General features: G+C 67.2%; 22 protein-coding genes. 9 read left to right on the top strand and 13 right to left on the bottom strand.

From position 1 onward, the window contains the following. Positions 1-25: 25 nt before the first annotated feature. Genes yihA through rpmH form a run of 4 tightly spaced genes read right to left on the bottom strand, consistent with a single transcriptional unit; the run spans position 26 to position 3,124 of the window. Entirely contained in the window at positions 26-700 is a 675-nt protein-coding gene (yihA, locus tag VRZ77_RS10410) for a ribosome biogenesis GTP-binding protein YihA/YsxC (protein ID WP_414592581.1), read from the bottom strand. Positions 701-715: 15 nt separating this feature from the next. Next, positions 716-2,542, bottom strand: coding sequence for a membrane protein insertase YidC (gene yidC / locus VRZ77_RS10405; protein ID WP_414592580.1), 1,827 nt, complete (start codon positions 2,540-2,542; stop codon positions 716-718). Continuing rightward, entirely contained in the window at positions 2,532-2,942 is a 411-nt protein-coding gene (gene rnpA / locus VRZ77_RS10400; protein WP_414592579.1) for a ribonuclease P protein component, read from the bottom strand. The genes yidC and rnpA overlap by 11 nt, the downstream gene beginning before the upstream one ends. A 47-nt stretch (positions 2,943-2,989) precedes the next feature. After that, entirely contained in the window at positions 2,990-3,124 is a 135-nt protein-coding gene (gene rpmH, locus VRZ77_RS10395) for a 50S ribosomal protein L34 (protein ID WP_213340341.1), read from the bottom strand. Between the two features lie 520 nt (positions 3,125-3,644). Between rpmH and VRZ77_RS10390 the strand changes: the two genes are divergently transcribed. Both VRZ77_RS10390 and VRZ77_RS10385 read left to right on the top strand, forming a co-directional pair. Next, positions 3,645-5,081, top strand: coding sequence for a sensor histidine kinase (locus VRZ77_RS10390; protein WP_414592662.1), 1,437 nt, complete (start codon positions 3,645-3,647; stop codon positions 5,079-5,081). A gap of 39 nt (positions 5,082-5,120) precedes the next feature. After that, positions 5,121-6,386, top strand: a complete 1,266-nt coding sequence (locus VRZ77_RS10385) for a glycosyl hydrolase (RefSeq protein WP_414592578.1) — start codon at positions 5,121-5,123, stop codon at positions 6,384-6,386. A gap of 312 nt (positions 6,387-6,698) precedes the next feature. On the opposite strand, the gene VRZ77_RS10380 is transcribed toward VRZ77_RS10385, so the two are convergent. Genes VRZ77_RS10380 through VRZ77_RS10365 form a run of 4 tightly spaced genes read right to left on the bottom strand, consistent with a single transcriptional unit; the run spans position 6,699 to position 9,905 of the window. Continuing rightward, the gene (locus VRZ77_RS10380; RefSeq protein WP_414592577.1) at positions 6,699-7,658 is read right to left on the bottom strand and encodes a sulfonate ABC transporter substrate-binding protein; all 960 of its coding nucleotides are present in this window, start codon (positions 7,656-7,658) and stop codon (positions 6,699-6,701) included. A gap of 32 nt (positions 7,659-7,690) precedes the next feature. Continuing rightward, a complete protein-coding gene (locus VRZ77_RS10375; protein ID WP_414592576.1) occupies positions 7,691-8,464 on the bottom strand; it encodes an ATP-binding cassette domain-containing protein in 774 nt (257 codons plus the stop codon). Continuing rightward, the gene (locus tag VRZ77_RS10370) at positions 8,461-9,321 is read right to left on the bottom strand and encodes an ABC transporter permease subunit (protein ID WP_414592575.1); all 861 of its coding nucleotides are present in this window, start codon (positions 9,319-9,321) and stop codon (positions 8,461-8,463) included. Before VRZ77_RS10370 ends, VRZ77_RS10375 begins: the two co-directional genes overlap by 4 nt. Further along, positions 9,321-9,905 (bottom strand): NAD(P)H-dependent oxidoreductase, encoded by a 585-nt coding sequence (locus VRZ77_RS10365; protein ID WP_414592574.1) that lies wholly within the window; start codon positions 9,903-9,905, stop codon positions 9,321-9,323. Before VRZ77_RS10365 ends, VRZ77_RS10370 begins: the two co-directional genes overlap by 1 nt. A gap of 871 nt (positions 9,906-10,776) precedes the next feature. Here VRZ77_RS10365 and VRZ77_RS10360 point away from each other — a divergent pair. Next, positions 10,777-11,568: a nitrilase-related carbon-nitrogen hydrolase gene (locus tag VRZ77_RS10360; protein ID WP_414592573.1), complete on the top strand. Its 792-nt coding sequence runs from the start codon at positions 10,777-10,779 to the stop codon at positions 11,566-11,568. A gap of 92 nt (positions 11,569-11,660) precedes the next feature. Here the strand turns inward: VRZ77_RS10360 and VRZ77_RS10355 are convergent, their stop codons facing one another. From VRZ77_RS10355 to VRZ77_RS10340, 4 genes are read right to left on the bottom strand one after another with little or no spacing between them, the layout of a single operon-like run. Next, positions 11,661-12,548, bottom strand: a complete 888-nt coding sequence (locus VRZ77_RS10355) for a glycine betaine ABC transporter substrate-binding protein (RefSeq protein WP_414592572.1) — start codon at positions 12,546-12,548, stop codon at positions 11,661-11,663. 23 nt (positions 12,549-12,571) lie between these two features. Next, on the bottom strand, positions 12,572-13,321 hold the full coding sequence (locus tag VRZ77_RS10350) for an ABC transporter permease (protein ID WP_414592571.1): 750 nt from the start codon (positions 13,319-13,321) through the stop codon (positions 12,572-12,574). Beyond that, positions 13,321-14,427 carry an ABC transporter ATP-binding protein gene (locus tag VRZ77_RS10345; protein WP_414592570.1) on the bottom strand — a complete coding sequence of 369 codons (1,107 nt, stop codon included), beginning with the start codon at positions 14,425-14,427 and terminating at the stop codon, positions 13,321-13,323. The genes VRZ77_RS10350 and VRZ77_RS10345 overlap by 1 nt, the downstream gene beginning before the upstream one ends. A 14-nt stretch (positions 14,428-14,441) precedes the next feature. Beyond that, positions 14,442-15,095: an ABC transporter permease gene (locus VRZ77_RS10340; RefSeq protein ID WP_414592569.1), complete on the bottom strand. Its 654-nt coding sequence runs from the start codon at positions 15,093-15,095 to the stop codon at positions 14,442-14,444. A 365-nt stretch (positions 15,096-15,460) separates the two neighbouring features. Here VRZ77_RS10340 and VRZ77_RS10335 point away from each other — a divergent pair, with 365 nt between their 5' ends. The 6 genes from VRZ77_RS10335 (at position 15,461) to VRZ77_RS10310 (ending at position 23,015) form a co-directional block, all read left to right on the top strand. Continuing rightward, positions 15,461-16,798, top strand: coding sequence for an MmgE/PrpD family protein (locus VRZ77_RS10335; RefSeq protein WP_414592568.1), 1,338 nt, complete (start codon positions 15,461-15,463; stop codon positions 16,796-16,798). Next, positions 16,795-18,384 (top strand): NAD(P)/FAD-dependent oxidoreductase, encoded by a 1,590-nt coding sequence (locus tag VRZ77_RS10330; RefSeq protein ID WP_414592567.1) that lies wholly within the window; start codon positions 16,795-16,797, stop codon positions 18,382-18,384. The genes VRZ77_RS10335 and VRZ77_RS10330 overlap by 4 nt, the downstream gene beginning before the upstream one ends. Next, on the top strand, positions 18,371-19,564 hold the full coding sequence (locus VRZ77_RS10325) for an NAD(P)/FAD-dependent oxidoreductase (protein WP_414592566.1): 1,194 nt from the start codon (positions 18,371-18,373) through the stop codon (positions 19,562-19,564). Before VRZ77_RS10330 ends, VRZ77_RS10325 begins: the two co-directional genes overlap by 14 nt. Before the next feature lie 93 nt (positions 19,565-19,657). Then, positions 19,658-20,698: a GlxA family transcriptional regulator gene (locus VRZ77_RS10320; protein ID WP_414592565.1), complete on the top strand. Its 1,041-nt coding sequence runs from the start codon at positions 19,658-19,660 to the stop codon at positions 20,696-20,698. A gap of 35 nt (positions 20,699-20,733) precedes the next feature. Beyond that, the gene (locus VRZ77_RS10315) at positions 20,734-21,975 is read left to right on the top strand and encodes an aromatic ring-hydroxylating oxygenase subunit alpha (RefSeq protein ID WP_414592564.1); all 1,242 of its coding nucleotides are present in this window, start codon (positions 20,734-20,736) and stop codon (positions 21,973-21,975) included. After that, complete coding sequence (locus tag VRZ77_RS10310; protein ID WP_414592563.1) at positions 21,975-23,015, top strand: 2Fe-2S iron-sulfur cluster-binding protein; 1,041 nt, start codon at positions 21,975-21,977, stop codon at positions 23,013-23,015. Before VRZ77_RS10315 ends, VRZ77_RS10310 begins: the two co-directional genes overlap by 1 nt. A 526-nt stretch (positions 23,016-23,541) precedes the next feature. Here the strand turns inward: VRZ77_RS10310 and VRZ77_RS10305 are convergent. Then, on the bottom strand, positions 23,542-23,887 hold a 346-nt coding region (locus VRZ77_RS10305), incomplete at its 5' end, for a hypothetical protein (RefSeq protein ID WP_414592562.1).

Genomic DNA, 23,887 nt, shown 5'->3' with positions numbered 1-23,887 from the left:
TCCATGACCGCGATCAATAGCCGGATCACGAGTTCGACATGATGCCGCGCTCTTCCATCAGCCGCACCACGGCGGCGCGCAGTTCGCCCATGCCGTCGCCCTCGCGGCTTGAGGTCGCGAACACGGTGGGGAACGCCGCCGGACGGCGCTTGAGCGCAGCCTCAGTCTCGGCGATGCGGGCCGCGAGCGCCGCCTGGCTGAGCTGGTCGGACTTGGTGAGCACGATGGCGTAGGACACAGCCGCCTTGTCGAGCCCGTCCAACACGCCGAGGTCGATCGGCTTCAGCCCGTGGCGGGAATCGATCAGCACGAAGACGCGGGCAAGATTTGCCCGGCCGCGCAGATAGGCGTGGATCGTCGCGGTCCAGGCATCAACCTTGTCCTTCGGCGCCTTGGCGAAACCGTAGCCCGGCATGTCGACCAGGGTGAGGTCCGGGCCGAGGCCGAAGAAGATCAGCTCCTGCGTGCGCCCCGGCGTCACCGAGGTGCGCGCCAGCGCCTTGCGGCCGGTGAGCGCGTTGACGAGGCTCGACTTGCCGACATTCGAGCGCCCGGCCAGCGCGATCTCGATGCCGCGCATCGGCGGCATCGTCTCGATGGTGGGCGCCGCCGACAGGAATTTCCATTCGCCCGCGAACAGCCGGCGGCCGGTTTCGATTTCCTCGGGCGAGAAGCCGGAGGCGTCGGGCTCCGACGTCATGATCGCGCGCCCGCCTCAGCTCGGCTTGGTTTTCTTGCGGGTGAACATCCCCTTGACGTTCCCCCACAATTCCACCTTCACGCCGTGACGGCGCATGATGATCGACTGCTGGATCACCGAGAGCGTGTTGTTCCACGCCCAGTAGATCACCAGGCCCGCCGCGAAGGACGACAGCATGAAGGTGAACACCAGCGGCATCCAGTCGAAGATCATCTTCTGGGTCGGGTCCGGCGGGGCCGGGTTCAGCTTCATCTGCACCCACATGGTGATGCCCATGATGATCGGCCAAACGCCGAGCAGCAGGAAGTGACCGATCACCGGCACGGTACCCGGATCCCACGGGATCAGGCCGAACAGGTTGAAGATGGTGGTGGGATCGGGCGCCGAGAGGTCCTTGATCCAGCCGAAGAACGGCGCATGCCGCATTTCGATGGTGACGAACAGCACCTTGTACAGCGCGAAGAAGACCGGGATCTGGATCAGGATCGGAAGACAGCCCGCGATCGGGTTGATCTTCTCCTTCTTGTAGATCTCCATCATCTCCTGCTGCAGCTTCATCCGGTCGTCGCCATAGCGCTCCTTGAGCGCGGCGATCTCGGGCTGCACCGCCTTCATCTTCGCCATCGAGGCGTAGCTCTTGTTGGCGAGCGGGAAGAACACGCCCTTGAGCATCACGGTGACGATCAGGATCGCGACGCCGAAATTGCCGACGAAGCGGTAGATCCAGTCGATGACCAGGAACAGCGGCTTGGTGATGAAATAGAACCAGCCCCAGTCGATCAGCAGGTCGAAGCGGTCGATATTGTACTGGGTCTGGTAGCCGTCGACGAGCTGCACCACCTTGGCGCCGGCGAACAGGCGCCCATCCGTGGTGCCCTTGGCGCCCGGCGCGACGGTGACGGCATCGCCGAGGAAATCGGTCTGGTAGGTGAGGTCCGGGCCGTTGCTGGTCGCGGAGAAGCGCGCCTGCACCTTCTCCTCGGCGCCGGGAATCACGGTCGCCGCCCAGTACTTGTCGGTGATGCCGAGCCAGCCGCCGACCGAGGCGAAGCTCTCGCTCTTGGTCTCGGCGATGGACTTGTACTTGATCTCGTGCAGGCCGGCCTCGCTGGTCACGCCGATGAGGCCTTCATGCAGGATGTAGTAGCCGAGCGTGTGCGGGGTGCCGTGGCGCGAGACCAGCGCGAAGGGATGCAGGGCCACCGGCGCGGCGGTGGCGTTGTCCACCTCGTCGACGACATGGAACATGTAGTTGTCGTCGATCGAGAGGGTGCGGCGGAAGGTCAGGCCTTCGCCATTGTCGAAGGTCAGCACCAGCGGGGTCTGGGGCGTGAGCTTGGCGCCTTCCGGCGCGGTCCACACCGTGTCGCTGCCGGGGACCTTGACGTTGGAGCCGGTCGCCGGGACCCAGCCGAATTCGGAGTAGAACGGATTAGGACCGCCCGAGGGCGAGAGCAGCACGATGATCGGGCTGTCGGGGTTCACCGTCTCTCGGTAGTTCTTGAGCGACAGATCGTCGATGCGCGCGCCGCGGAGCGAGACCGAACCGATGACGCTCGGGGTCTCGATGGCAACGCGCGGGGTGCGGGCGAGGGCTTCTTCGCGGGTCATCGCCTTGGGCGCGACCGCCGACGGGGCGGGCGCCGTGGCGCCGGGGGCGAGGGGAGCCGAGGTGCCGTCGGCGGCAGGCTGCGGCGCGCCCGTCGAGGCGGCCTGCTGCTGGGCCTGCTGGGCCTGACGCTGCGCTTCCATCTGCGGGACGCCGGAGAAGTACTGCCAGGCGATCAGCACCGCCATCGACAGCACGATGGCAACGATCATGTTGCGGTTTTCAGACGTCATTGGCGGCCTCTCCGTCAGCGCGCACGGCGTCCCGCGTCGCACGTCCCCCCGCAGCGGGCCTTGGCCCGCGCCGGCTTCCAGAATGGAGGCGGCCGATCCCGCGCTCCACGTCATTCACGAGTTCGGTAAAACGCGTGCCGAGCGCGGCGCGCCGGGCGACGATCACATAATCGAAACCGGGGCGGCCGGCGCGCGGCAGGGCGTCGCGGACCGCCTCGCGCAGGCGCCGCCTGATGCGGTTCCGCTCGACGGCATTGCCGTGTTTCTTGGTGACCGTGAGGCCGATGCGCGGACAATCTTCGTCCGCGCGATCACGGGCCTGCAGCAGCAAGGGGCCTGAATTGGCGCGCAAGCCTTTGGCAGCGGCCAGAAAATCCTTGCGCTTGACGAGCCGGTGCATGGGAGCGCCGATCCTCTCAGACGAGGGCGCGGCCAACTCCAGCCATGTCAGGCCGAGAGACGCTTGCGACCGTGCGCCCGGCGGGCGGCGATGATCTTACGGCCGTTACGGGTCGCCATGCGCGCACGGAAGCCGTGCCGGCGGGCGCGCACGAGCTTGCTCGGTTGATAAGTGCGCTTCACGGGAATTCTCCGCATCTGATTAAAAAAGCCGCCCGGACCGGAATGTCGCCCCGTATCCGGCCGGCCGCGAAACCTGTCGCGGCGCACATGCGCAAATGCGGAGAACAGCCCGACCGCCAAGGCAGCCGTGGTTCGGTGCGGCTTATAGGGGGGGCGCCCGGCCAAGTCAATCGGAGTCTCGATCACCAGGTCTCGATCCTCGAATCTGGATCCTCGACTCCCGATCCCGGAACGGTTCGCAGAAACCGATCCCGGCCTCTGCGGCACGCTCTCGGGCGGCGCTTCGCCGGCCCCTCCTTGCAACCCGCCTGGCGGATACTACGTATCCGTCTCGTCCGCGCCGCAATCATGCGCTGGAATCGCCGTAATGGACGCGCCCGCCCGTACGGCGAAGGCAGGGCGTCCTCCCCATGGAGCCCGAGTGACCAGCCGCGCGAAAACGCCTCCGCTGCCCCCTTCCCTGCCGGCCGCCGATAGCGACTCGGCGGGGGAATCGTGCGCGCGCGCGGCGGTAACCCGGATTCCCCGCCATCTCGGCCTCTCCGGCAAGCTGCTGGTGTTCACGCTCGCCTTCGTGCTGCTGGCGGAAATCCTGATCATCGTGCCCTCCATCGCCGCGTTCCGGCTGAACTGGCTCTCCGACCGGCTGGCAGCGGCGCGCACCGCCGCGCTCGTGCTCGACGCCGCGCCCGAGGGCATGATCTCGCCGGAGCTGACCCGCGAACTGCTCGACAGCGTGGGCGCGATCACGGTCGCGATGAAGCGCGACAATACCCGCCGCCTGCTCGCCTCCACCGACATGCCGCCGGAAGTCGACCACCATGCCGATGTCCGCGACGTCTCGCCCTGGCAGGCCGCGACCGAAGCCTTCGACACGCTGCTGGCCCGCGACGGCCGGGTGATCCGCGCGGTCGGCACCGCGCCGCGCGGCGATGGCTTCATCGAAATCGTGCTCAGCGAAACCCCGCTGCGCAAGGCGATGCTCCGTTTTGCCCGCAACATCGCGCTGGTGTCGCTGGTGATCGCCGCGCTGACCGGCGCGCTGGTCTATCTCGGCCTCGCCTGGATGTTCGTGCGCCCGATGCGCCGGCTCACCCAGCGCATGATCGCGTTCCGCGACAATCCGTCCGCCGCCCCGCCGCGCCCCGGCGCTGCCGACCGGCTCGACGAGATCGGGCAGGCCGAGCGCGAGCTCACACTGATGCAGCGCCAGATCGCCGATACGCTGCAGCAGAAAAACCATCTCGCCGCGCTCGGTCTCGCGGTTTCCAAGATCAATCACGACCTGCGCAACCTGCTGGCCTCGGTGCAGCTCATCTCCGACCGCCTCGCCGACATTCGCGACCCCGCCGTGCAGCGCTTCGCGCCGAAGCTGGAAGCCGCGCTCGACCGCGCCATCTCCTACTGCCAGCAGACGCTGGCCTATGGCCGCGCGCAGGAGCCCGAGCCGGAGCGGCAGATGATCCCGCTCGCGCCGCTGGTGGCCGAGGTGCGCGACACGCTGGGCCTCGGCCCGGAGGAAGAGGCCTCCATCGGCTGGGTGGAATCGATCGAGCGGGGCTTGAGCGTCGATGCCGACCCGGACCAGCTTTTCCGCGTGCTGCTGAACCTCTCCCGCAACGCGCTCGAAGCGCTCTCCGGCCGCGCGCCCAACGATCCCGACCGCGACCAGATCCGCATCACCGGCCGGCGCGAGGGCGCCACCGTGGTCATCGAGGTCGCAGATACCGGCCCCGGCGTGCCGGAGCGCGCCCGCGCCCACCTGTTTGAGCCGTTCCAGGGCTCGGCGCGGCGCGGCGGCACCGGGCTCGGGCTCGTGATCGCCTCGGAACTGATGAAGGCCCATGGCGGGGACATCGAGCTGGTGCCCGGCACCATGGGCGCCACCTTCCAGATCCGCGTGCCCGACCGCCCGGTCGATCTCGACGCCCACCGCGCCCGGCGCGCGCAGGGGTGAGCGCCGGGAACCGGCCCGGCCGCTGCTGAAAGGACCGCCATGCCGCGTCTCGACCGTCCCGGATTCCGCCGCGCCGTGCTGCTGGCCGGGCTTCTGCTCGCGTTACTGCCGGAGAACGTACAGGCCGCCGAGGTAACGATCGACGGCACGCAGCTTCGCGTCGACGGCTCCCCCTTCCGCGTGCGCGGCGCGGCCGGGGACGGGCCGCTGCCCGAGCTCGCGGCGCTCGGCGCCACCACGGTGCGCAACTATGGCGGCGATCCCGGCGCGCTGCTGGACGCGGCGCAGGCGGCCGGACTCAAGGTGATCGTGGGTTTGTGGGTGGAGCATCCCCGGCGCGGCGTGGACTATGCCGACCGGGCCTTCGTCGAGCGCCAGCTCGCCGCCTTCCGCGTCATTGTCGAGCGCTACCGCACCCATCCCGCCTTGCTGATGTGGGGCATCGGCAACGAGGTCGAATCCGAGCTCGCTGACACCTCCGCGGTCTGGCCCGCCCTTGAAGAAGTGGCGGCGATGGTGAAACGCCTCGATCCCGCCCACCCGACCATCGCCGTGCTGGCCGAGACCGGCACCGACAAGGTGGCCCGGCTGAAGGCCGCCGCCCCGCATATCGACGTGCTCGGCATCAACACCTATGGCGACGCGGTCTATTCGGTCGAGGCCCGCGCCCGCGACCAGGGCTGGACCGGGCCGATCGTGATCACCGAGCTCGGCGCGCTCGGCCAGTGGCAGGCCGCCACCGCGCCATGGGGCGCGCCGTTCGAGCTGACCTCGACCCAGCGCGCGATCCAGCTGCGCCGCTATCTCGCCGCGCTGGAGCCGAACGGCCCCGGCGCCATCCTGTTCCTGTGGGGCGACAAGCAGGAGGTGACGCCGACCTGGCACAGCCTGCGCCTGCCCACCGGCGAATGGACAGAGGCCTCCGAATCGATGGCCGAGGCCTGGGGCGGGCGCACGCCCGACGGCAACCACGCCCCGCGCATCGCCGCGCTGCGCTTCCGCGACACGGAAAGCGCGCCCTTCGCCTCCTGGCCGGCCACCGGCGGCGCCGTGGTGCTGGAGGCGAACGACCCGGACGGCGACGCGCTCCAGACCCGCTGGTACGTGATGTCGGAGAGCACGGATCGCGGCGTGGCGGGCGACGCCGAGCGCCGGCCACAAATTCACGAAGGCGCTGTGGTGGAAGGCGATTCGCGCGGCGCCCGCATCGCCGGCCTGCCGCCGGGGCGCTACCGGATCTTCGTCGATCTGCGCGACGGGCGCGGCGCGGCGGCGAGCGCCAATCTGCCCTTCGAGATTCGCTAGAGGCTTGCCCGACCAGATGGCGAGGTGACTGGAGCGCCGGTCCCGGTGTCCGCCGTAAGCGCTGGCGGGGCGTTTCCGACCGATGTTCGCCAATCTGCTGATCGAACTCTCCGAGGCCGAGGCCAAGTCACGGATTTGCGGCGGCGTTTTGACAAGGTGGGGAGGGATGACAGCGCTCGGCTGCACTGCCGGCGTACCACCCTCGGGAATGCGCGGCGGCGCAGCGGCGCGCCGGGCGTTCCCCGTGGCTGCCTTCGCCTGGCTTCTGATGAGCCAGCCGTTTCGCCGCCGCCTTGCCTTGCCCGCAACGGCTCAAAGCCCGGCCCGCAGCACCGCGTCGGCCACCACGATCTTCTTCGGCACGAGGCCGAGCTCGAAGAACGTGTCGGCAATCAGTTGCTGGTCGGCGATCACCTTGTCGGTCAGCGGCTTCACGCCGAAGCTCTGGCGGCCGATGGCGATGGACAGGATCGGCGCGGGAATGCCGGTGGTCGGCGCCAGTTCCGCGACGGCGGCGGCGGGATCCTTCTGGATCCACGCATTGGTCTCGTCGATGGCGCTGATCAGCGCCGCGATGACCTTGGGATTGGCTTCGGCGAAGGAACGCGAGCCGAGATAGAACTGGTAGTTGGGCACGATGCCCTCGGCCGTGGTGAGGACACGGGCCTTGCTCGCCACCTCGGTCGAGGCCTGGAACGGGTCCCAGATGACCCAGGCATCGATCGCGCCCTTCTCGAAGGCGGCACGCCCATCGGCCGGCGGCAGGAACTTCACGGTGATGTCGGAATAGGCGAGGCCGGCCTGTTCCAGCGCCTTCACCAAAAGGAAATGCACGTTCGATCCCTTGTTGAGACCGACCGTCTTGCCTTTAAGGTCCTTCACCGACTGGATCGGGCTGTTCTGCGGCACAAGGATCGCCTCGCCCTTCGGGGCCGGCGGCTCATTGGCGAAATAGACAAGATTGTCGCTCGCCGCCTGGGCGAAGATCGGCGGGGTCTCGCCGGTCTGGCCGATATCGATGGCGCCGGCGTTCAGCGCCTCCAGCATTTGCGGGCCGGCGGCGAACTCCGCCCATTTTACCGACACGCCGAGAGGCTCCAGCTTCTTTTCCAGAATGCCGCGGCCTTTCAGCAGCACCAGCATGCCGTATTTCTGGAAGCCGACGCGTACCTCCGTGGCGGCGGCGAAGGCCGGGCGCAGGCCGGGGGCCGCCAGTGCGGCGGTGAAGCCGGCGGCGCCGGCGAGGAGGGTACGTCGGGTCAGGCGTGTCATGGCAGTCTCCGGCGCGGGATGTGGAAAGAGGGTCAGCTGCCGAGCAGGCGGCTCAGAATCTGGCCTTCGAGGGCGGCAAGTTCGGCCGAGCCGCGCCGGCGCGGGCGCGGCAGCGGAACGTCGAGATCCAGCGCGATCCGGCCATGGTCGATCAGGATCACGCGGTCGGCGAGCGCCAGCGCCTCGGCAACGTCATGGGTGACGAGCACGGCGGTGAAACCCTGCTCGCGCCAGATGCGTTCGATCAGCGCCTGCATCTCGATGCGGGTGAGCGCGTCGAGCGCGCCGAGCGGCTCGTCCAGCGCCAGCACGCGCGGCCCGCTGGCGAGCGCCCGGGCGAGAGCCACGCGCTGGCGCTGGCCGCCCGACAGCACCGCCGGCCACTCGCCGGCGCGCGCGGCCAGCCCGACCTCGGCGAGAAGCGCCCGGGCGCGGGCATGGCGGCCCTCGCCCTGGAGCCGCGCGGGGACGCCGACCTCGACATTGGCGAGCACGCGCTGCCAGGGCAGCAGACGGGGCTCCTGGAACATGATGCGCACGGCGGCGTCGTCACGCGCGCCATTGAGATCGATCGTGCCGCCTGTGGGCGTATCGAGGCCGGCAAGGAGACGAAGCAACGTGCTCTTGCCGCAGCCGCTTTTCCCGATCACGGCGACGAACTGCCCGGCGGGGATGTCGAGATCGACGCCTTCCAGCACGCGCTTGGTGCCGAAATGGCGCGACAGGCGCCGGATCGATACGTCAAGGCCACCCGAGATCGCGGCGGATGCTTCAGCGAAGGTGGCGGGCGGGGCCGGCGCGTTCATTCCTCACCTCCGAGCGTCTGGAAGGCGGGATGCCATTGCAGGCAGGCGCGTTCCAGCTGGCGGGTGAGCACGTCGGCGAGCTTGCCCAGCAGGGCATAGATGAGGATGGCCAGCACGACGATGTCGACCAGCAGGAACTCGCGCGCCTGCATCGCCATGTAGCCGAGGCCCGAGGAGGCCGCGATGGTTTCGGCGACGATCAGCGTCAGCCACATGATGCCCAGCGCGAAGCGCAGCCCGACGAAGATCGAGGGCAGCGCGCCCGGCAGGATGATGCGGCGGAACAGGGTCAGCGGGCTCATGCCGTAGACCCGGCCCATCTCGATGAGCTGCGGATCGACACTGCGCACGCCGTGCAGCGTGTTGATGTAAACGGGAAAGAACACGCCGAGCGAGACGAGGAAGAGCTTCGCCTCCTCGTCGATGCCGAACCACAGGATGACCAGCGGGATCAGGGCCAGATGCGGCACGTTGCGGATCATCTGCAGCGTGGTGTCGGTGTAGCGGAAGCTGAGATCCCACAGGCCGTTGGCGATGCCCAGAGCAAAGCCGATGAGCCCGCCGACGAGAAGACCGGCTAAAGCGCGCAGCGTGCTGACGCCGATATTGTGCAGCAGTTCGCCGGATTTCAGCGCCTGCCAGCCGGCCAGCGCCACCGCCGAGGGGGCCGGCAGCACGGTGGGCGCGATCATGCCGGCGCGGGACAGCGCTTCCCATAACACGACCAGGAGGAGCGGCAGTACCCAGCCGGCGAGCCGTGCTTCCAGCCGCGCCAGACGGCGGCGAAGCGGGACGACCGCCCGCGCGGCTGTGGCTCGGTCGGCGGCGGCGGGCGAACGGGTCTCGGCGAGCGACATCAGGCGGCCGCCTCGGCCGCGCGGTGGCGGGCGCGCACCCGCCCCTCGGCCGCGTGCGCCGCTTCTTCCACCAGACGCGCCAGACGCTGCTGGGCAGGCTCGGTGACGATGCGGCCATCGACCAGCTCGCGCTCGGTCAGGAATAGCCCGGTGCCGAGCGGCTGGGCCTGGAAAAAGGCGAAGAGCGGGCGCAGCTGGTGCTCGATCGCCAGCGCATGGCGCTCGCTGCCGCCCGTCGCCAGCAGCGCCACCGGCGTGCCGATCAGGCTGCGGTAATCGACCAGATCGATGAAATGCTTGAACAGGCCGGAATAGGAGCCCTTATAGACCGGCGAGCCGACGACCAGCAGATCCGCCTGCTCCACCGCCCGCAAGGCGTCCTCTTCCGGCGTATCGGCGTCGGCGCGCGAACGCAATTGCCCGATGCCCGGCAACGCCGCGACATCGATAATGCGGGACTGCGGCACGAGCCCCGCCTTGGCGGTCGCCCGCGTCACCGCATCGACGGCAAGCGTGACAAGCGACAGCGTGCGCGAGGGGGAGGACAGGCCCCCGCTCAATCCGACGATGGTAAACTGGCTCATGAACCCTTCCCTCTCTGGCGGGACGGTAATGCGTGGCACAGCCCGATCTTATTGTCTATATTAAAGATAGATTATTAGTCGATGAGGCGGCGGTGGCGCATTGGGACGCCGGAAATTCATGTGAGGAGAGGCGCATCTCCCGGCCCATTATCACATCAATTTCATGTCTTTTTATCGTATTTCCACGTATTCGCGTGAAATCGAATTGCCGAGCCGTCGCGCATCTGGCGCGCATTGCCTCCACCCGAGCGGATGGGCCTTCTGCGCCTTCTGCGCCCGTTCGGGGACGTCCATCGTTTCCGCATCGCCCCGCAGGTCGAGCCCGCGCTGGCCCGGCCCGATTTCTCCCGGCCCCGCTCCGGTTGCTGGCGTCCCGAGCCCTATCAAATCCCTGGCGCGCCTGCACGGTCCGTACCGTGCCAATCAACTCAAGGCACCTCGCTTCAGATCCTCAGCCGTGTCAGCCCGCGGCGGCAGCTCCGCGGTTGGATGCGGGACTGTCAGCGATCCGCGACGGCGCGGGCGCCCGCAGCAGCCGCGTTCATCGCACCTGGTCGCGCCAATGCGGCGCGGCCCATCGATGCCTTTGTGTGCCGCAAATCTCTGCGTAGAGATGATGCGGAGCTGCGCCGTTCTCTGTCGTCTATCTGATGCGCAAGGTCGGATAGGTCACTCCGATACGCAGCCTGCCGTGTATCAGTGGCCGCAGCCTGCCCACGGCCTGACAGGATGCCATGTCCCACCTGGAGACCGTCTGGATCGCTCTGAAAGACGGCTGCCGGCTGCCCGCCCGTAAGGCCGGCTCGACAGAGCTTGCGTTTGATTGGGCCGGGATCGACAGACCCGGCCTTCTGCGTTTGAGGGAACGACCATGAAGGACAGCCTGCATATCGCAGTGGCCCAGACCGCCACGCCGCCGGAGAGCCATGACGAAGCACTCGCCATGGTGCAGCGGGCCATCGATAGCGCGCCGGAGGCCGAGCTCATCGTGCTGCCGGAGCTTGCCTTGTGCGGTTATGGGGAGGCCCAGCGCGTGGAGCGGCTGGCCGTGGACCAGGATTCCGCGTTCATTCTGGAGATCGGCGCGCTTGCCCGGCGCGCGGGCAAAGGCATCATCGCCGGCTATGCCGAGCAGGCGGGTGCCACGCGCTACAATTCCGCCATCGCCATCGGTCCGGACGGGACGGTGCGCGGCAATTATCGCAAGGTGAATCTCTGGGGACCTTACGAGAAGAGCCTGTTCGCCCCCGGCACGCCCTCGCCGGTCATGGAGTGGGGCGGGCTGAAGCTCGGCCTGCTGATCTGCTATGATCTGGAGTTCGCCGAGGCCGCCCGCGATCTCGTGCTGCGCGGCGCGGATACGCTCATCGTCATCAGCGCCACCAGCCGGCCATACAGCGTGGTGCCGGACGTGCTGGTGCCGGCGCGCGGCTATGAGAATGGCTGCCACGTCGTCTATGCCAATGTCGTGGGCCGCGACGCGACCTTCGATTTCATCGGCATGAGCCGCATCACCGCGCCGAATGGATCGGTGCTGGCGGGGGCGGACGATCAGGGTGCCGCGATCATCGCTGCCGAAGTGAAGCGCTCCACCGTCGACGCCTGGCGCGCCGGCCATAACTATCTGGCGGACCGCCGGCCGGACATCTACCGGCTGAGCTGAGCCGAGCCGGGACACTGCCACACATGCAAATGGCCGGGCTGCACCCGGCCATTCCTCGTTTCGGCTCTGCGCGTTGCGCGAGAGAGCAGGCCTCAGATCAGGCCCTGCTGCTTCAGGAAGCCGGCGGCAGCCTCCTCCACCGTCTTCTTGTCGACGTCGATCGAGGCGTTGAGCTTCGCCATGGTGGCGTCGTCGAGCTTGGCGGAGAGTCCGTTCAGGATTTCGGCCAGCTGCGGGTTGGCGTCGAGCACCTGCTTGCGGACCACCGGGGTCATCGCATAGGTCGGGAAGTAGCCCTTGTCGTCCTTCAGCACCACGAAGTCGAAGGCCGGGATGCGCCCGTCAGTGGCGAAGACCAGGCCGACATCGACCTGACCATCCTTCAGCGCCTGATAGACGATGCCGGTATCCATGCGCTTCACCGAGTCACGGCCGAAGCTGAAGCCGTAGCTGTCTTCGAGCGGCTTCAGGCCGTCCGGGCGGGCGTAGAATTCGGCATTCGAGCCGAAGGTCAGCTTGTCGCCGCCGTTGATCTTGGCCGCGAGGTCGGAGATCGAGACGATGTTCTTGGCCTTGGCGTCCGCCGCGCGCATGGCGAAGGCATAGGTGTTGTTGGCCTTGGACGGATCGAGCCAGACGAGGCCCTTGGCGGCGTCGAGTTCCTTCACCTTGGCATAGGTGCCGGCGGCATCGAGCTTGTCGGTGATCTTGTTGAAGGTGATCAGCGAGGTCCCGGTGTACTCCCAGTACACGTCGATCTGGCCGTTCTCCTGCGCCTGGCGCAGCGGCGCGGTGCCGAGCCCGGCGCGCTTGTCGACGTCAAAACCCTTGGCCTTGAGCAGTTGGGCCGTCATCTCCGACATCAGCTGCTGCTCGGTGTAGTTCTTGCCGCCGACCACGATGGTCGCGGCGCTCGCCGCGCTGGCCGCGCCGAGAAGAAAGGCGGCGATGGCGGCACGCTTCAGGAAACGCAGTGACATGGTCTTCTCCTCTGGAAGTGTTTTTATCTCAAGGGGTTGACGCCGCGCGGCACCAGCCAGAACTGGAGCTGCCCCGCGACGAAATCGACGATCACCGCCAGCATTGCCGTGGGGATCGCCCCCGCGAGCAGCAGACCGGTGTCCATCAGGTCGATGCCGGTGAAGATCAGTTCGCCGAGCCCGCCGCCGCCGATCAGGAAGGCCAGCGGCACGGTGCCGACATTGATGGCGAGCGCGGTGCGGATGCCCGCCGCCATCACGAACAGCGCGTTGGGAATCTCCACCTGGAACAGGATCTGCGCCGGGGTCATCCCCATGCCGCGCGCGGCTTCGATCAGCGCGGGCGGCACGGCGCGCAGGCCGGAAACGGTGTTCAGCACCACCGGCAGCAGCGTCAGCACGGCAAGGCCGAAGATCGCCGGCGGCGCGCCGAGACCCAGCACCGTCATCGCCAGCGCGAGGATCGCGAGCGTCGGGATGGTGGTGCCGAGATTGATGATCTGGGCCAACACCGGGCCGAACATGCCGAGGCTGCGCCGCGCCAGCAGAATGCCGATCGGAATGCCGGTGACGATGGCGATCGCCCCCGAGATCGCCACCAGTTCGAGGTGCTGGACCGTGAGGAAGGCGATGTCCTCGCGATAGGCCATCATCGCGGTGAGCGTGCCGCTCGCGCTCGCCCAGATGCCGAGCAGGAACACGAGGCCGAGCACGACAAGCCGCCACAGGCTCGCCAGCGCCGCCATCGGATGTGCGGTGCGCGCGCCTGTCATCACTTGTCCCGATAGGTGGCACCGAGCAGGTGCGTGATGCCGCGCTGGGTGATGTAGCCCTCATAGAGCCCGTCCGCGTCCACGCAGGCGAGCCAGGACTGGTCGTTGGAGAACATCTGCGAGACCGCGTTACGCAGATTGTCGTCGGAACGCACCACGCTGGTCAGCTTCTCATAATGCTCGCCAACCTTGCCGCGCTTGCCGCGCAGGGCTTCCAGCCGCACAAAGCCCAGCACCTTGCCATGGGGGCTCACCATCACCACCGAGACATGGCCGTGGCTTTCCATCCTGGAGATCGCCGTTTCGACGCTGTCGTCGGCCACCACCGAAGGCGGGTTGGTCGTCATCGCCTCACGCACCGCGATCAGCCGCAGGCGCTTCAGCGTGCGATCCTGACCGACGAAATCGGCGACGAAGCTGTCGATCGGGTGGGCGAGGAGATTGTCGGGCGTGTCGTACTGAACCAGCCGGCCGGAGCGGAAGATGGCGATGCGCGAGGCCATCTTCACCGCCTCGTCGATATCGTGGCTGACGAAGATGACGGTCTTCTTCATCGCGGCCTGCAGCTTCATGAACTCGTCCTGGATCACCTCGCGGTTGATCGGATCGATGGCGCCGAACGGCTCGTCCATGAGCAGCACCGGCGGATCGGCCGCCAGCGCACGGATCACGCCGACGCGCTGCTGCTGGCCGCCGGAAAGCTCCTTGGGGTAGCGCTTCGCATAGGCCGCCGGTTCGAGATTGACCATTTCCAGAAGCTCGGCGGCGCGCTTGCGCGAGGCCTTGCGGTCATGGCCGAGCATGTCGGGAACGACACAGATATTGTCCTCGACCGTCTTGTTGGGAAACAGGCCGATCTGCTGGATCACATAGCCGATGGAACGGCGCAGCTCGACCGGGTTGACCTCGGTCACGTCCTTGCCGTCGATGAAGATACGCCCGCCCGAAGGCTCGATCAGGCGATTGATCATCTTCATGGTCGTGGTCTTGCCGCAGCCGGAAGGGCCAAGCAGCACGCACACCTCGCCGGCGCCGACCTCCATCGACACATTGTCGACCGCGGTGGTGCCGCCATAGATCTTGGTGAGGTTCTTGAGCCGGATCATGTCGCCCCCGCGCGTCAGGATTGGCGCAGGCCGACGGGGGTGAGCCGTCGCTGCAGCAGGAGAAGGCCGAGATCGGCGAGGATGGCGAGGACGCTCACCGCAACGGCGCCGGTGATGAGCTGGCGCGGATCGGTCTGCGAGATGCCGCGCGAGATGAACACGCCAAGACCGCCGGCGCCGATATAGGTCGCGATGGTGGCGATCGCGATGTTCAGCACCACGGCATTGCGCACCCCGTTGATGATGACCGGCAGCGCAACCGGCAGCTCGACCTCGCGCAAACGCTGGAACGCGGTCATGCCCATGCCGCGCGCCGCCTCCCGTAGCGCCGGGTCGATGTTCATGATCGCGGCATAGGTGTTCCGGATGATCGGCAGCTGCGAATAGAAGATCAGCGCGATGACCGCCGGCAGATAGCCGATGCCCTGCCCGATCGGCGAAAGCACCGGGATCAGCAGACCGAAGAAGGCGATGGACGGGATCGTCATGATGATCGCGGCCACATAGAGCACGCGGTCGGCCGCCACCCGGCTCTGGGTGATCAGGATGCCGATCGGCACGCCCGTCAGCACCGCGATGCCCACCGCGACGCCGACCAGCGAGATATGCTCCCAGCCTCTGGCGAGGATCTGCGACCAGTTCGCTATGGCGAAATTCAGCGTTTCCAACGAGGGCTTCCCGGCAGTGTATCAAGGCCCGTTTCACCAGAGCCTTGCTGGAACGCGTCTACTGATGCACGGGCAGGAGCCGGCCTTGGTAAGGCTTTTCGACATGGAGGAAAAGGAATCCGACATCCGGCGGATTTCCGACAAGATTTCTGCCTGACGATCGAGCATGCCTCGACAAGGTGCCCATTTGGCCGTTTGCATCCGTTGCGCCACGATTTCGGTCGTTGGATGTCGCCTTTCTGATTGTGCGGGTCGCAAAGTTGAGAGTGTCGGGCCGCGCTCCGGCGCAAGGATTGCGACATGCTGCGGCGCGACACCGTCGGGGATATTCCCAGGACAGTGCACGGCCCCACGAAGGCGACATCATGCACGTCCAGGACTTCATTCACGATCTGCGTTTCTCCGACCTGCCGGCGCCGGTCATGGTCATGGCGCGGCGCTGCCTGCTCGATCTGATCGGCGTGGCGGCGAGCGGCCGGCGTACCGATCTGGCGCGGATCGTCACCAACCATGCCGCCCGGCAGTTCGGGGCTGGCGAGGGGCGTGGCGCGCGGATGATCTTCGACGGCCGCCGCGTCTCGCCGGTCGGCGCCGCCTATGCCGGCGCCTCGCTGATCGATTCCTTCGATGCCCATGATGGCCACGCTTTGACCAAGGGCCATGCCGGTGTCGCCATCCTGCCGGCGCTGCTGGCTTTCTGGGAGGCCGAGGATCTGGCACTCGATGACCAGGACGTCCTGACCTCGATCGTCATCGGCTATGAGATCGCGACCCGCGCCGGCATCGCGCTGCATGCCAGCGCCTGCGATTACCACACCTCCGGTGCCTGGAACTCGCTGGCCTGCGCCGCGATCGGTGCCCGACTGATGAAGCTTTCCCCGGCGCAGACCCGCGAAGCGCTGGGCACCGCCGAATATCATGGCCCGCGCAGCCAGATGATGCGCTGCATCGATTACCCGACCATGCTGAAGGACGGCTCCGGCTGGGGCGCGCTGGTCGGCGTTTCCTCCGCCTATCTCGCCGCCGACGGCTTCACCGGCGCACCGGCGCTGACGCTGGAGGCTCCCGAGCAGCAGGCGCTGTGGGGCGATCTCGGCTCGCGCTGGTACATCCTCGACCAGTACTTCAAGCCCTACCCGGTCTGCCGCTGGGCACAGCCGGCGGTGCAGGCGGCGCGCGACCTGATGAGCCAGCACGGACTTACCGGCGCCGACATCGCCGATGTCGAGGTGCGCACCTTCGCCGAGGCGGTGCGGCTGCATTCGGCTCGCCCGGCCACGACGGAAGAAGCGCAATACAGCCTGCCGTTTCCGCTCGCGGCGATGATCCTGCGCGGGCGTATCGGTGCTGACGAAATCACCGGCGCCGGCCTTCGCGATGCCGAAGTCCTCGACCTTTCATCCTCGATCCGCCTCGTCGAGGATCCGCAGATCTGCGCGCGCTTCCCGGCGGAACGTTTCGCCGTGGTGTCGCTCGGCACCAGGGATGGCCGCCGCGTCACCTCGGAGTGGACGCAGGCGCATGGCGGACCGGAGAATCCCCAGTCCGATGCGGAGATTTCCGCAAAGTATCAGGCGCTTGCCGGGCAGCTCGGCGACAATCGCCGCCAAGCGATCGAAACCATGATTGCCGGCATGGGAACCGGGGCGCCGGCCGGTGATCTTGCCGATCTGGTGCTGGAACCGATCGGGGATGCGGCATGACGATCGATCACCGCTCCGTCGCCGACAAGAAGCTCAGCGTCGAGAGCCACACCCAGCTTCTCGTGGTCGGCGCCGGCCCGGCCGGTCTGGCGGCAGCGATCGACGGCGCACGGCGCGGACTGTCGGTCATGCTGGTGGACGAGAACCCGGTGCCGTTCGAGACCATGGGCGAGAGCGTGCCCCTGCATTTCGGTGGCCGGGTCGGCGGTGCCGCGCGCAACCGCAACGCCATGATGGAGGCGATGCTGGAAAGCGCGCCGGCCATTGCCGAGGCGTTCGAACTCGGCGTCGACGTCCGCCTCGGCACCGCCTGCTGGGGGCTCTACGCCAACGGCACCAATCTTGGCTGGATGCCCTCCCCGCTCGCCGGCCTCGTCGATGACGAGAACGGCACGCATCTTGTCAGCTTCGAGCGCGCCATCGTGGCCACCGGTCGCCGCGACATGGGCCTTGCCTTTCCCGGCTGGGAGCAGCCTGGCGTGATGGGCGCCACCGCCGCGGTGCAGCTCGCCAAGCGCTACGGCGCGCTGGAAGGCACACGCGCCATCGTGCTTGGAACCACCACCGAGGCTCTGCTCGCCGCGCTCGACATTCAGGCCAGCGGCATCGAGATCGCGGCGATCCTTGAGCACGATGTCGCTCCGGTCGGCCCGGCCGATCTGGTCGCGGCGGTGCGAGCCGCCGGCATCGAGATCCACGTCGGCGAGGTCGTCAAATCGGTCGAGACCGATCTCGAAGGTGTCCGCGCGGCGGTGACCTCCTCCGGCCGAATTCCCTGCAATCTTGTCATCCTCGGCATCGGCGCGGTGCCGATGGTCGATCTGATCGACGCGGTCGGCTGCACGCTGGCTTTCCAGCCCGAGCGTGGCGGCTTCACGCCGCTCGTCAATCAGGACGGGCAGACCAGCGTCGAGGTGATCCAGGCGGTCGGCGATTGCGCCGGCATCTGGCCCGCCAAGAGCCGCACCCCTGATATCGCGGAAGCCGAGGCGCGGCGCGCCGTCGCTGTTGCCGCGCATGCGCTTGGCCTTGATGCCGAGACCCCCGCCGCCGCCCCGCTGCCGGAAGCGCCGACCTACGACATCGACGGCTATCGCAAGGGTTGGGTGCACGCCAGCATCATCGAGGCGAATGCCGAGCCCTATGTCTGCCAGTGCGAGGAGGTCACCGCGCGCGAGATCCTCGAAGTCCGCCCGCCGCGCTATCTCGGCTGGCAGGCGGCGGATAATCGCGAGCGCACACTTTCCGCCCTGCTCGGCGACGGCCCGCCGAACCCCGACCAGATCAAGCGCCTGACCCGCGCCGGCATGGGCCCCTGTCAGGGGCGCCGCTGCCGCGAGCAGGTGCAGGCGCTGCTGGCGCTTCAGGCGGCCGTACCGCTCGCCTCGGTGCCGCTCGCCGGCTATCGCGCTCCCGTCCGCCCGTTGCCCCTCGCGGGCGCCGCCCCGCGCGACGAGGATGCCGCTTTCGGCGAGCAGTGGGATTCCTGGTTCGGCATGCCCCGGCAGTGGGTGCCGTTCTGGGATGTCGATCCCGAATACACCGTCGCCAGCCTTGCCGTGGAAAAGCCTCATGCCAGCGAGTGATCCGTCTACGAGAGCCATCGGCACGGCCGACCTGCCAAAGGGCGCTTCCGTCGTCGTGGTCGGTGGCGGCGTCACCGGGCTCTCCGCCGCCTGGTGGCTGGCGCGCAATGGCGTCGACGTCGTCGTCATCGAGAAGGGCATCGTCGGCTGGGAGGCCTCGGGCCGCAATGGCGGCGGCTGCTCGCACCATCATTCACCGCTCTTTGCAGAAGAGCAGCGGCTCTGGCCGCTGATGGACGAGATGCTCGGCTACCCGACCGAGTTCCAGCCCAACCGCGTTCGCATCGCGCTCAACGAGAAGCAGCTCGCGCTCTACACCCGCGCCGTGGTGAATGCCCGCCATCAGGGCTTCCGCATCGACGAGATCGATGCCCGGCAGGTCCGCGAGCTGGTGCCTCTCGCCGGCGACAATGTCTTTGCCGGCCACTATTACCACTTTGGCGGCCATGCCAATCCCCACCGCACCGTGCAGGCCTATGCCTGGGCGTTGCAGGACCTTGGCGGCCGGGTGATCCAGCACACCGGCGTCACCGGATTCGAGGTCGCAGGCGGCAAGGTCGTTGCGGTCGAGACCGACCGGGGGCGCATCAGTTGCGACCATCTGGTGCTGGCCGCCGGACCGCAGACGGGCCGTCTCGCCGGCATGCTCGGCATCGACATTCCGATGAAGGTGGCCCGCGCCGAGATGATCGTCACCGAGGCGCTGCCGCTGATGCCGATCGGCGGTGTCGATGGCAACGGGCTCTATGGCCGCCAGACCCTGCGCGGCAACCTCGCCTATGGCGGCGGCCCGCATGAATGGGTCGAGACCGAGGAGTTCCCCGGCCGCGCCCGTCCCTCGACGCCGCTGATGCAGAACATCGCCAAGCGCGTCGCCGAGCTGCTGCCGCTCGCCGGCCATGTGAAGATCATCCGCTCCTGGGCCGGGCTGATCGAGAACACGCCGGACGGCCGCCCGGTCATCGACCGGCCCGATGGCTGGGAGAATCTGACACTGGCCACCCTGTCCGGCGTCGGCTTCGGCCTGTCGCCGGCGAGCGGCCATGCCATCCAGCAACTGGTGACGGACGGCACCTGTCGGTTTGCCGATCTGTCGACACTACGCCTGTCGCGCTTCGCCCATCTGGAACCTGACTGGGCGGCCCTTCAGGGCTGGCAGTCGATGCAGATGGCCTCCTGATCCAGGGGAAGGCGAGCCCACCATCATGTCGGATTTGTTGCGTTGGTGACGTATTCGCGCAATTCTCGCGGCGCCTTCATGTTGGGTGCCGGCATGTTCTACGATGGCGTCGCGGAGCCGCTGACCTTCAATTTCCTGCTCATCGACAATCTGTCGATGATGAGCCTGTCCTCGGCGATCGAGCCATTGCGCTCGGCCAATCGTCTTCTGGATCGCGAGGCGTTCCGCTGGCGGCTGTGCAGCATCGATGGCGCGCCGGTCACCGCCTCCAATGGTATCGAGCTTCAGGCGCGGCCGGTGGAGGAGGCGCTGGAAGGCGCGCACGCGGTCTTCGTCTGCGGCGGCATGCGCATCGCCCCGGTCGATGAGAAGCGCTACCTCGCCCTGCTCCGGCAGGCGGCCCGGCGCGGTCTGGCGGTCGGCTCGCTGTCCACCGGCAGCCATCTGGTCGCCAAGGCCGGCCTCCTGGACGGCTATCGCTGCACCATCCACTGGGAGAACGCCGCCGCCTTCGAGGAGGCGTTTCCCAAGGTGATCGCCACCGGCAAGATCTATGAGATCGACCGCGACCGCCTCACCTGCTCCGGCGGCACGGCGGCGATGGACATGATGCTGCACATCATCGCCGACCGGCACGATCCCGATCTCGCCCAGCGCGTCGCGAACCAGTTCCACCATGAACGCATCCGCGACGCCAATGACGAGCAGCGCGGCGGCCGGCTGCGCCGCGTCGGCAGCCTGCCCGCGCCATTGCAGCGCACGATCCAGACCATGCAGGCCAATCTTGAAAGCCCTGTCAGCGTCGGCGAACTGGCGGAGGCGGCAAATCTGAGCCCGCGCCAGCTCGAACGGCTGTTCGGCCGCCATCTCGGCATGACGCCGGCGCGATATTACATCGCCCTTAGGGTCGACCGTGCGCGCGAATTGCTGATCTACACCAATCAGCCGATCCTTGAGATCGCGGTCGCGGTCGGTTTCGCCTCGACCTCGCATCTCGGCCAGTGGTTCAAACGCATCTTCGGCATGCGCCCCGGCGAACTGCGCGAGAAGGCCAGCCGCCGTCAGGGCATGGGAGGCGACGTCGCCTCCCTGTCACCGGCTGTCGCATTCGGCGCGGCATCCGAACTGGAATAACTCCATAATCGCGCTTCGATTGCCGGGAGCCGATGATGAGCGCGATTGAGAAAGTCTCCGATCTGATGGCGCAGTACCGCGCAGGCTATAGCCTGCCGGGGCCGCTCTATTACGATCAGGACGTCTTCGACCTTGAGATGAAGGCCATCTTCGGCACGCAGTGGCTGTTCGCCTGCAACGAGTGCGAGGTGAAGGAGCCCGGCGACTATCTCACCTTGGAGCTCGGCCGCAACTCCATCATCATCGTGCGTGACGACCATGGTGAGGTAACCGCCTGGCACAACACCTGCCGCCACCGCGGCTCGCGCATCTGCCAGGAGCACAAGGGCTCGGTCGGGCGTCTGGTGTGCCCCTATCACCAGTGGACCTACGACCTCGACGGCAAGCTGCTTGCCGCCACGCAGATGCCCGATGATTTCGATCCGAAGCGCTATTCGCTCAAGCCGGTCCATGTCTGCAACGTCGCCGGCCTCATCTATATCTGCCTCGCCAAGGAACCGCCGGACCTTGAGCACTTCAAGCGGACAGTCTCGCCCTATATCACCCCGCACCAGCCGGCCCGCACCAAGGTGGCCTTCGAATCGGTGCTGATCGAGAAGGCGAACTGGAAGCTCGTCATCGAGAACAACCGCGAGTGCTATCACTGCGCCGGCAACCACCCGGAACTCCTCGTCTCGCTGGTCGAGGCGGCGCTGCCGAACGATACGCGCACCCACTGGTTCGCTGATCTGATGAAGCGCAAGGGCGAGGAATGGGACGCCCTCGGCCTGCCGCACCAGCCGGTGAATGGCGGTATCGAGTTCCGCTGCATCCGGCTACCCTTTAACGAGGGCGTGACCTCCATGACCATGGACGGCAAGCCGGCGTGCAAGAAACTGGTGGGCGATCTCACCGAGCGCGATCTCGGCTCGGTGCGCATGTTCCATGTGCCCAACAACTGGAATCACTTCCTGTCCGACCACATCATCCATTTTCGCGTCCTGCCGCGCGGCCCGATGGAAACTGAGGTGCGCACAACCTGGCTGGTGCATGAGGATGCGGTGGAGGGCTGGGATTACGATGTGAACCGGCTGGCGGAAGTCTGGCAGATCACCAACCAGCAGGATCAGGTGCTGGCCGAGCAGAATTTCCTCGGCGTGCAGTCCGATGCCTATGAGCCCGGCCCCTATTCGCCGACCGGCGAGTTCATGATCCTCGACTTCAATCGCTGGTACACGACCACGATGGGTGAGCATCTTCCGCCCGGCGCGCCGGGTTTGCGGGTGGCGGCGGAATAATGCCGCCCCGCGATCTGCGCCTTGCCTGCGTCGCGCGCCGGCAGGAAACCGCCGACGTCGTCACCTTCGCGTTTCGCGATGTGGAGGGCCGCCCGCTCAAGCATCTGCCAGGACAGGCGCTGACGCTCGCTCTGCCGCTGCCGGGTGAGACGGCATGGCGCACCTTCACGATCGCCTCGACGCCGACGCGTCCGGGCGAGGTGGAGCTGACGGTGAAGGCGGCGCCAAACGGCTATGCCACGCGCTGGATGCACGAGGCGCTGCATCCCGGCATCGAGATCGAGGCGCGAGGTCCGGTCGGCCAGTTCTCCATCGCCCATCACTATGCGCCGTCCTTCGCGCTGATTTCCGGTGGCAGCGGCATCACGCCGATGATGTCGATGCTGCGCTGGCTGGCGGATCGCGGCGAGACCGTCGATGTCGTCTTCATTCATGCCGCCCGCACGCCGGAGGATGCGCTGTTCGTGCGGGAACTGGCCGATCTCGACCGACAGATGCCCAATCTGCGTGTCGTTACGGTGGTGGCTGACGTGCCCGCGGGCCAGAGCTGGAGCGGCTATCGCGGCGTGATCGACCGCCGGATGATGGCGGTGATGGTACCTGATCTTGCGCGACGCGAAGTGTTCTGCTGCGGCCCGGCCGGCTTCATGGGCGCGATCGGGCGCATCTTCGACGCCGAAGGCGGCGACGCGGCGCATTTCCACACCGAGAGCTTCGGCGCCGCGAAGGCCGCCGAGGTCACGCCTCCCGTTATTACCACGGCCGAGGCGAAGGCAAACGGCCCGACCCTGACCATCAACGGCCGCGCCATTGCCGTGGCGGCGGGCACGACGATCCTGGCGGCGGCGCGCGCGGGGGGCATCGTCATTCCCACAGGCTGTCAGGAAGGCATGTGCGGCACCTGCCGGGTGAAGAAGCTCGACGGCTCGGTCGAGATGACCCACAGGGGCGGCATCACCGCCCGCGAGGAACGGCAGGGCTACATCCTCGCCTGCTGCTCGCGCATGACCGGCGATGTTCAGGTGACCACCAAGGCCTGATCGTCACCTCAAATGACGAATCGACTGAACGGGACCCGCCGGCCGAAACCGCTGTCTCGGGGCGGATATTCTGCGGCTGCTGTGGTGGACCGTGTTCTCTGCGCGGATCCCACCGCTTCGCCGGCTCAAACCGCGCCTGCCAAATCGAGAATCCGGCAGGCGCAGGTACGAGTCGGTCGCCATCGACTCCGATGTCGTAGGTAGGTCTTCCCGTCGTTGGTTTCGAATGACTGTCGGGTGTCGCCGGGTGCCGGGCGGCTTCGTTCGCCGGGCGCTGACATGGAAGGCTGGAGCGGTTGCTGATCGAGTTGGACGGCCGAGTTGGACGGCATAGATCACGCGGGCGCGGGCGCTTAGTGCTCGATCCAGCTCTCGACGACGAGCCTTGATTTAGCGGTCGTTTGAGTGCCGTGCGCCACCGGGACTACCGTGGAGGTGCCGATCTTGCTCGTTCTTCATCCGAACTGGAGACATCAGGCAGCACTGATACCGGCAACTATCGCCGCGATCATCTGCGCCCGCTCGCTCAACGCATCGCGGTGGTGAGCGAGTTGGAGATTCGGCTGATGGGAAACAAATCGGACCTGCAGCGCACGCTGGCTGCCGCATCAAGCGTAGGAGCGACGGCGAACGGCGTTCGCAGTTTGTAGCGAAATGGCGCGCCGACCAAAGCGAAACTGCGAACACGTATATGATTGAGATTCCGCTTATTTAGTTGGCCGACAAGCTCCAAAGCGACGAGCGAGGATCGTGTCCCGTAGGGTGGTGTAGCTGAGGAGAAGGTGGCCATCGACGGAACGCCGGTATGGTCGGAGTTGCGAGAACCAACCCGACCGAGGAACCACCGATGACCGACATGATGATGAGCCTGC

The organism is Ancylobacter sp. G4_0304, assembly GCF_047501495.1.
Taxonomy (GTDB): domain Bacteria; phylum Pseudomonadota; class Alphaproteobacteria; order Rhizobiales; family Xanthobacteraceae; genus Ancylobacter.
This window is presented reverse-complemented; position numbering and strand designations above follow the sequence as displayed.

What these genes read in the sequence shown, in the direction of transcription:
- VRZ77_RS10380 (WP_414592577.1), bottom strand. Translation starts at nt 7,658, where the DNA reads ATGACACGCCTGACCCGACGTACCCTCCTCGCCGGCGCCGCCGGCTTC.
- VRZ77_RS10375 (WP_414592576.1), bottom strand. Translation starts at nt 8,464, where the DNA reads ATGAACGCGCCGGCCCCGCCCGCCACCTTCGCTGAAGCATCCGCCGCG.
- yihA (WP_414592581.1), bottom strand. Translation starts at nt 700, where the DNA reads ATGACGTCGGAGCCCGACGCCTCCGGCTTCTCGCCCGAGGAAATCGAA.
- yidC (WP_414592580.1), bottom strand. Translation starts at nt 2,542, where the DNA reads ATGACGTCTGAAAACCGCAACATGATCGTTGCCATCGTGCTGTCGATG.
- VRZ77_RS10350 (WP_414592571.1), bottom strand. Translation starts at nt 13,321, where the DNA reads ATGACAGGCGCGCGCACCGCACATCCGATGGCGGCGCTGGCGAGCCTG.
- VRZ77_RS10385 (WP_414592578.1), top strand. Translation starts at nt 5,121, where the DNA reads ATGCCGCGTCTCGACCGTCCCGGATTCCGCCGCGCCGTGCTGCTGGCC.
- VRZ77_RS10370 (WP_414592575.1), bottom strand. Translation starts at nt 9,321, where the DNA reads ATGTCGCTCGCCGAGACCCGTTCGCCCGCCGCCGCCGACCGAGCCACA.
- rnpA (WP_414592579.1), bottom strand. Translation starts at nt 2,942, where the DNA reads ATGCACCGGCTCGTCAAGCGCAAGGATTTTCTGGCCGCTGCCAAAGGC.
- VRZ77_RS10330 (WP_414592567.1), top strand. Translation starts at nt 16,795, where the DNA reads ATGACGATCGATCACCGCTCCGTCGCCGACAAGAAGCTCAGCGTCGAG.
- VRZ77_RS10315 (WP_414592564.1), top strand. Translation starts at nt 20,734, where the DNA reads ATGAGCGCGATTGAGAAAGTCTCCGATCTGATGGCGCAGTACCGCGCA.
- VRZ77_RS10345 (WP_414592570.1), bottom strand. Translation starts at nt 14,427, where the DNA reads ATGATCCGGCTCAAGAACCTCACCAAGATCTATGGCGGCACCACCGCG.
- VRZ77_RS10365 (WP_414592574.1), bottom strand. Translation starts at nt 9,905, where the DNA reads ATGAGCCAGTTTACCATCGTCGGATTGAGCGGGGGCCTGTCCTCCCCC.
- VRZ77_RS10325 (WP_414592566.1), top strand. Translation starts at nt 18,371, where the DNA reads ATGCCAGCGAGTGATCCGTCTACGAGAGCCATCGGCACGGCCGACCTG.
- VRZ77_RS10310 (WP_414592563.1), top strand. Translation starts at nt 21,975, where the DNA reads ATGCCGCCCCGCGATCTGCGCCTTGCCTGCGTCGCGCGCCGGCAGGAA.
- VRZ77_RS10360 (WP_414592573.1), top strand. Translation starts at nt 10,777, where the DNA reads ATGAAGGACAGCCTGCATATCGCAGTGGCCCAGACCGCCACGCCGCCG.
- VRZ77_RS10320 (WP_414592565.1), top strand. Translation starts at nt 19,658, where the DNA reads ATGTTCTACGATGGCGTCGCGGAGCCGCTGACCTTCAATTTCCTGCTC.
- VRZ77_RS10335 (WP_414592568.1), top strand. Translation starts at nt 15,461, where the DNA reads ATGCACGTCCAGGACTTCATTCACGATCTGCGTTTCTCCGACCTGCCG.
- VRZ77_RS10355 (WP_414592572.1), bottom strand. Translation starts at nt 12,548, where the DNA reads ATGTCACTGCGTTTCCTGAAGCGTGCCGCCATCGCCGCCTTTCTTCTC.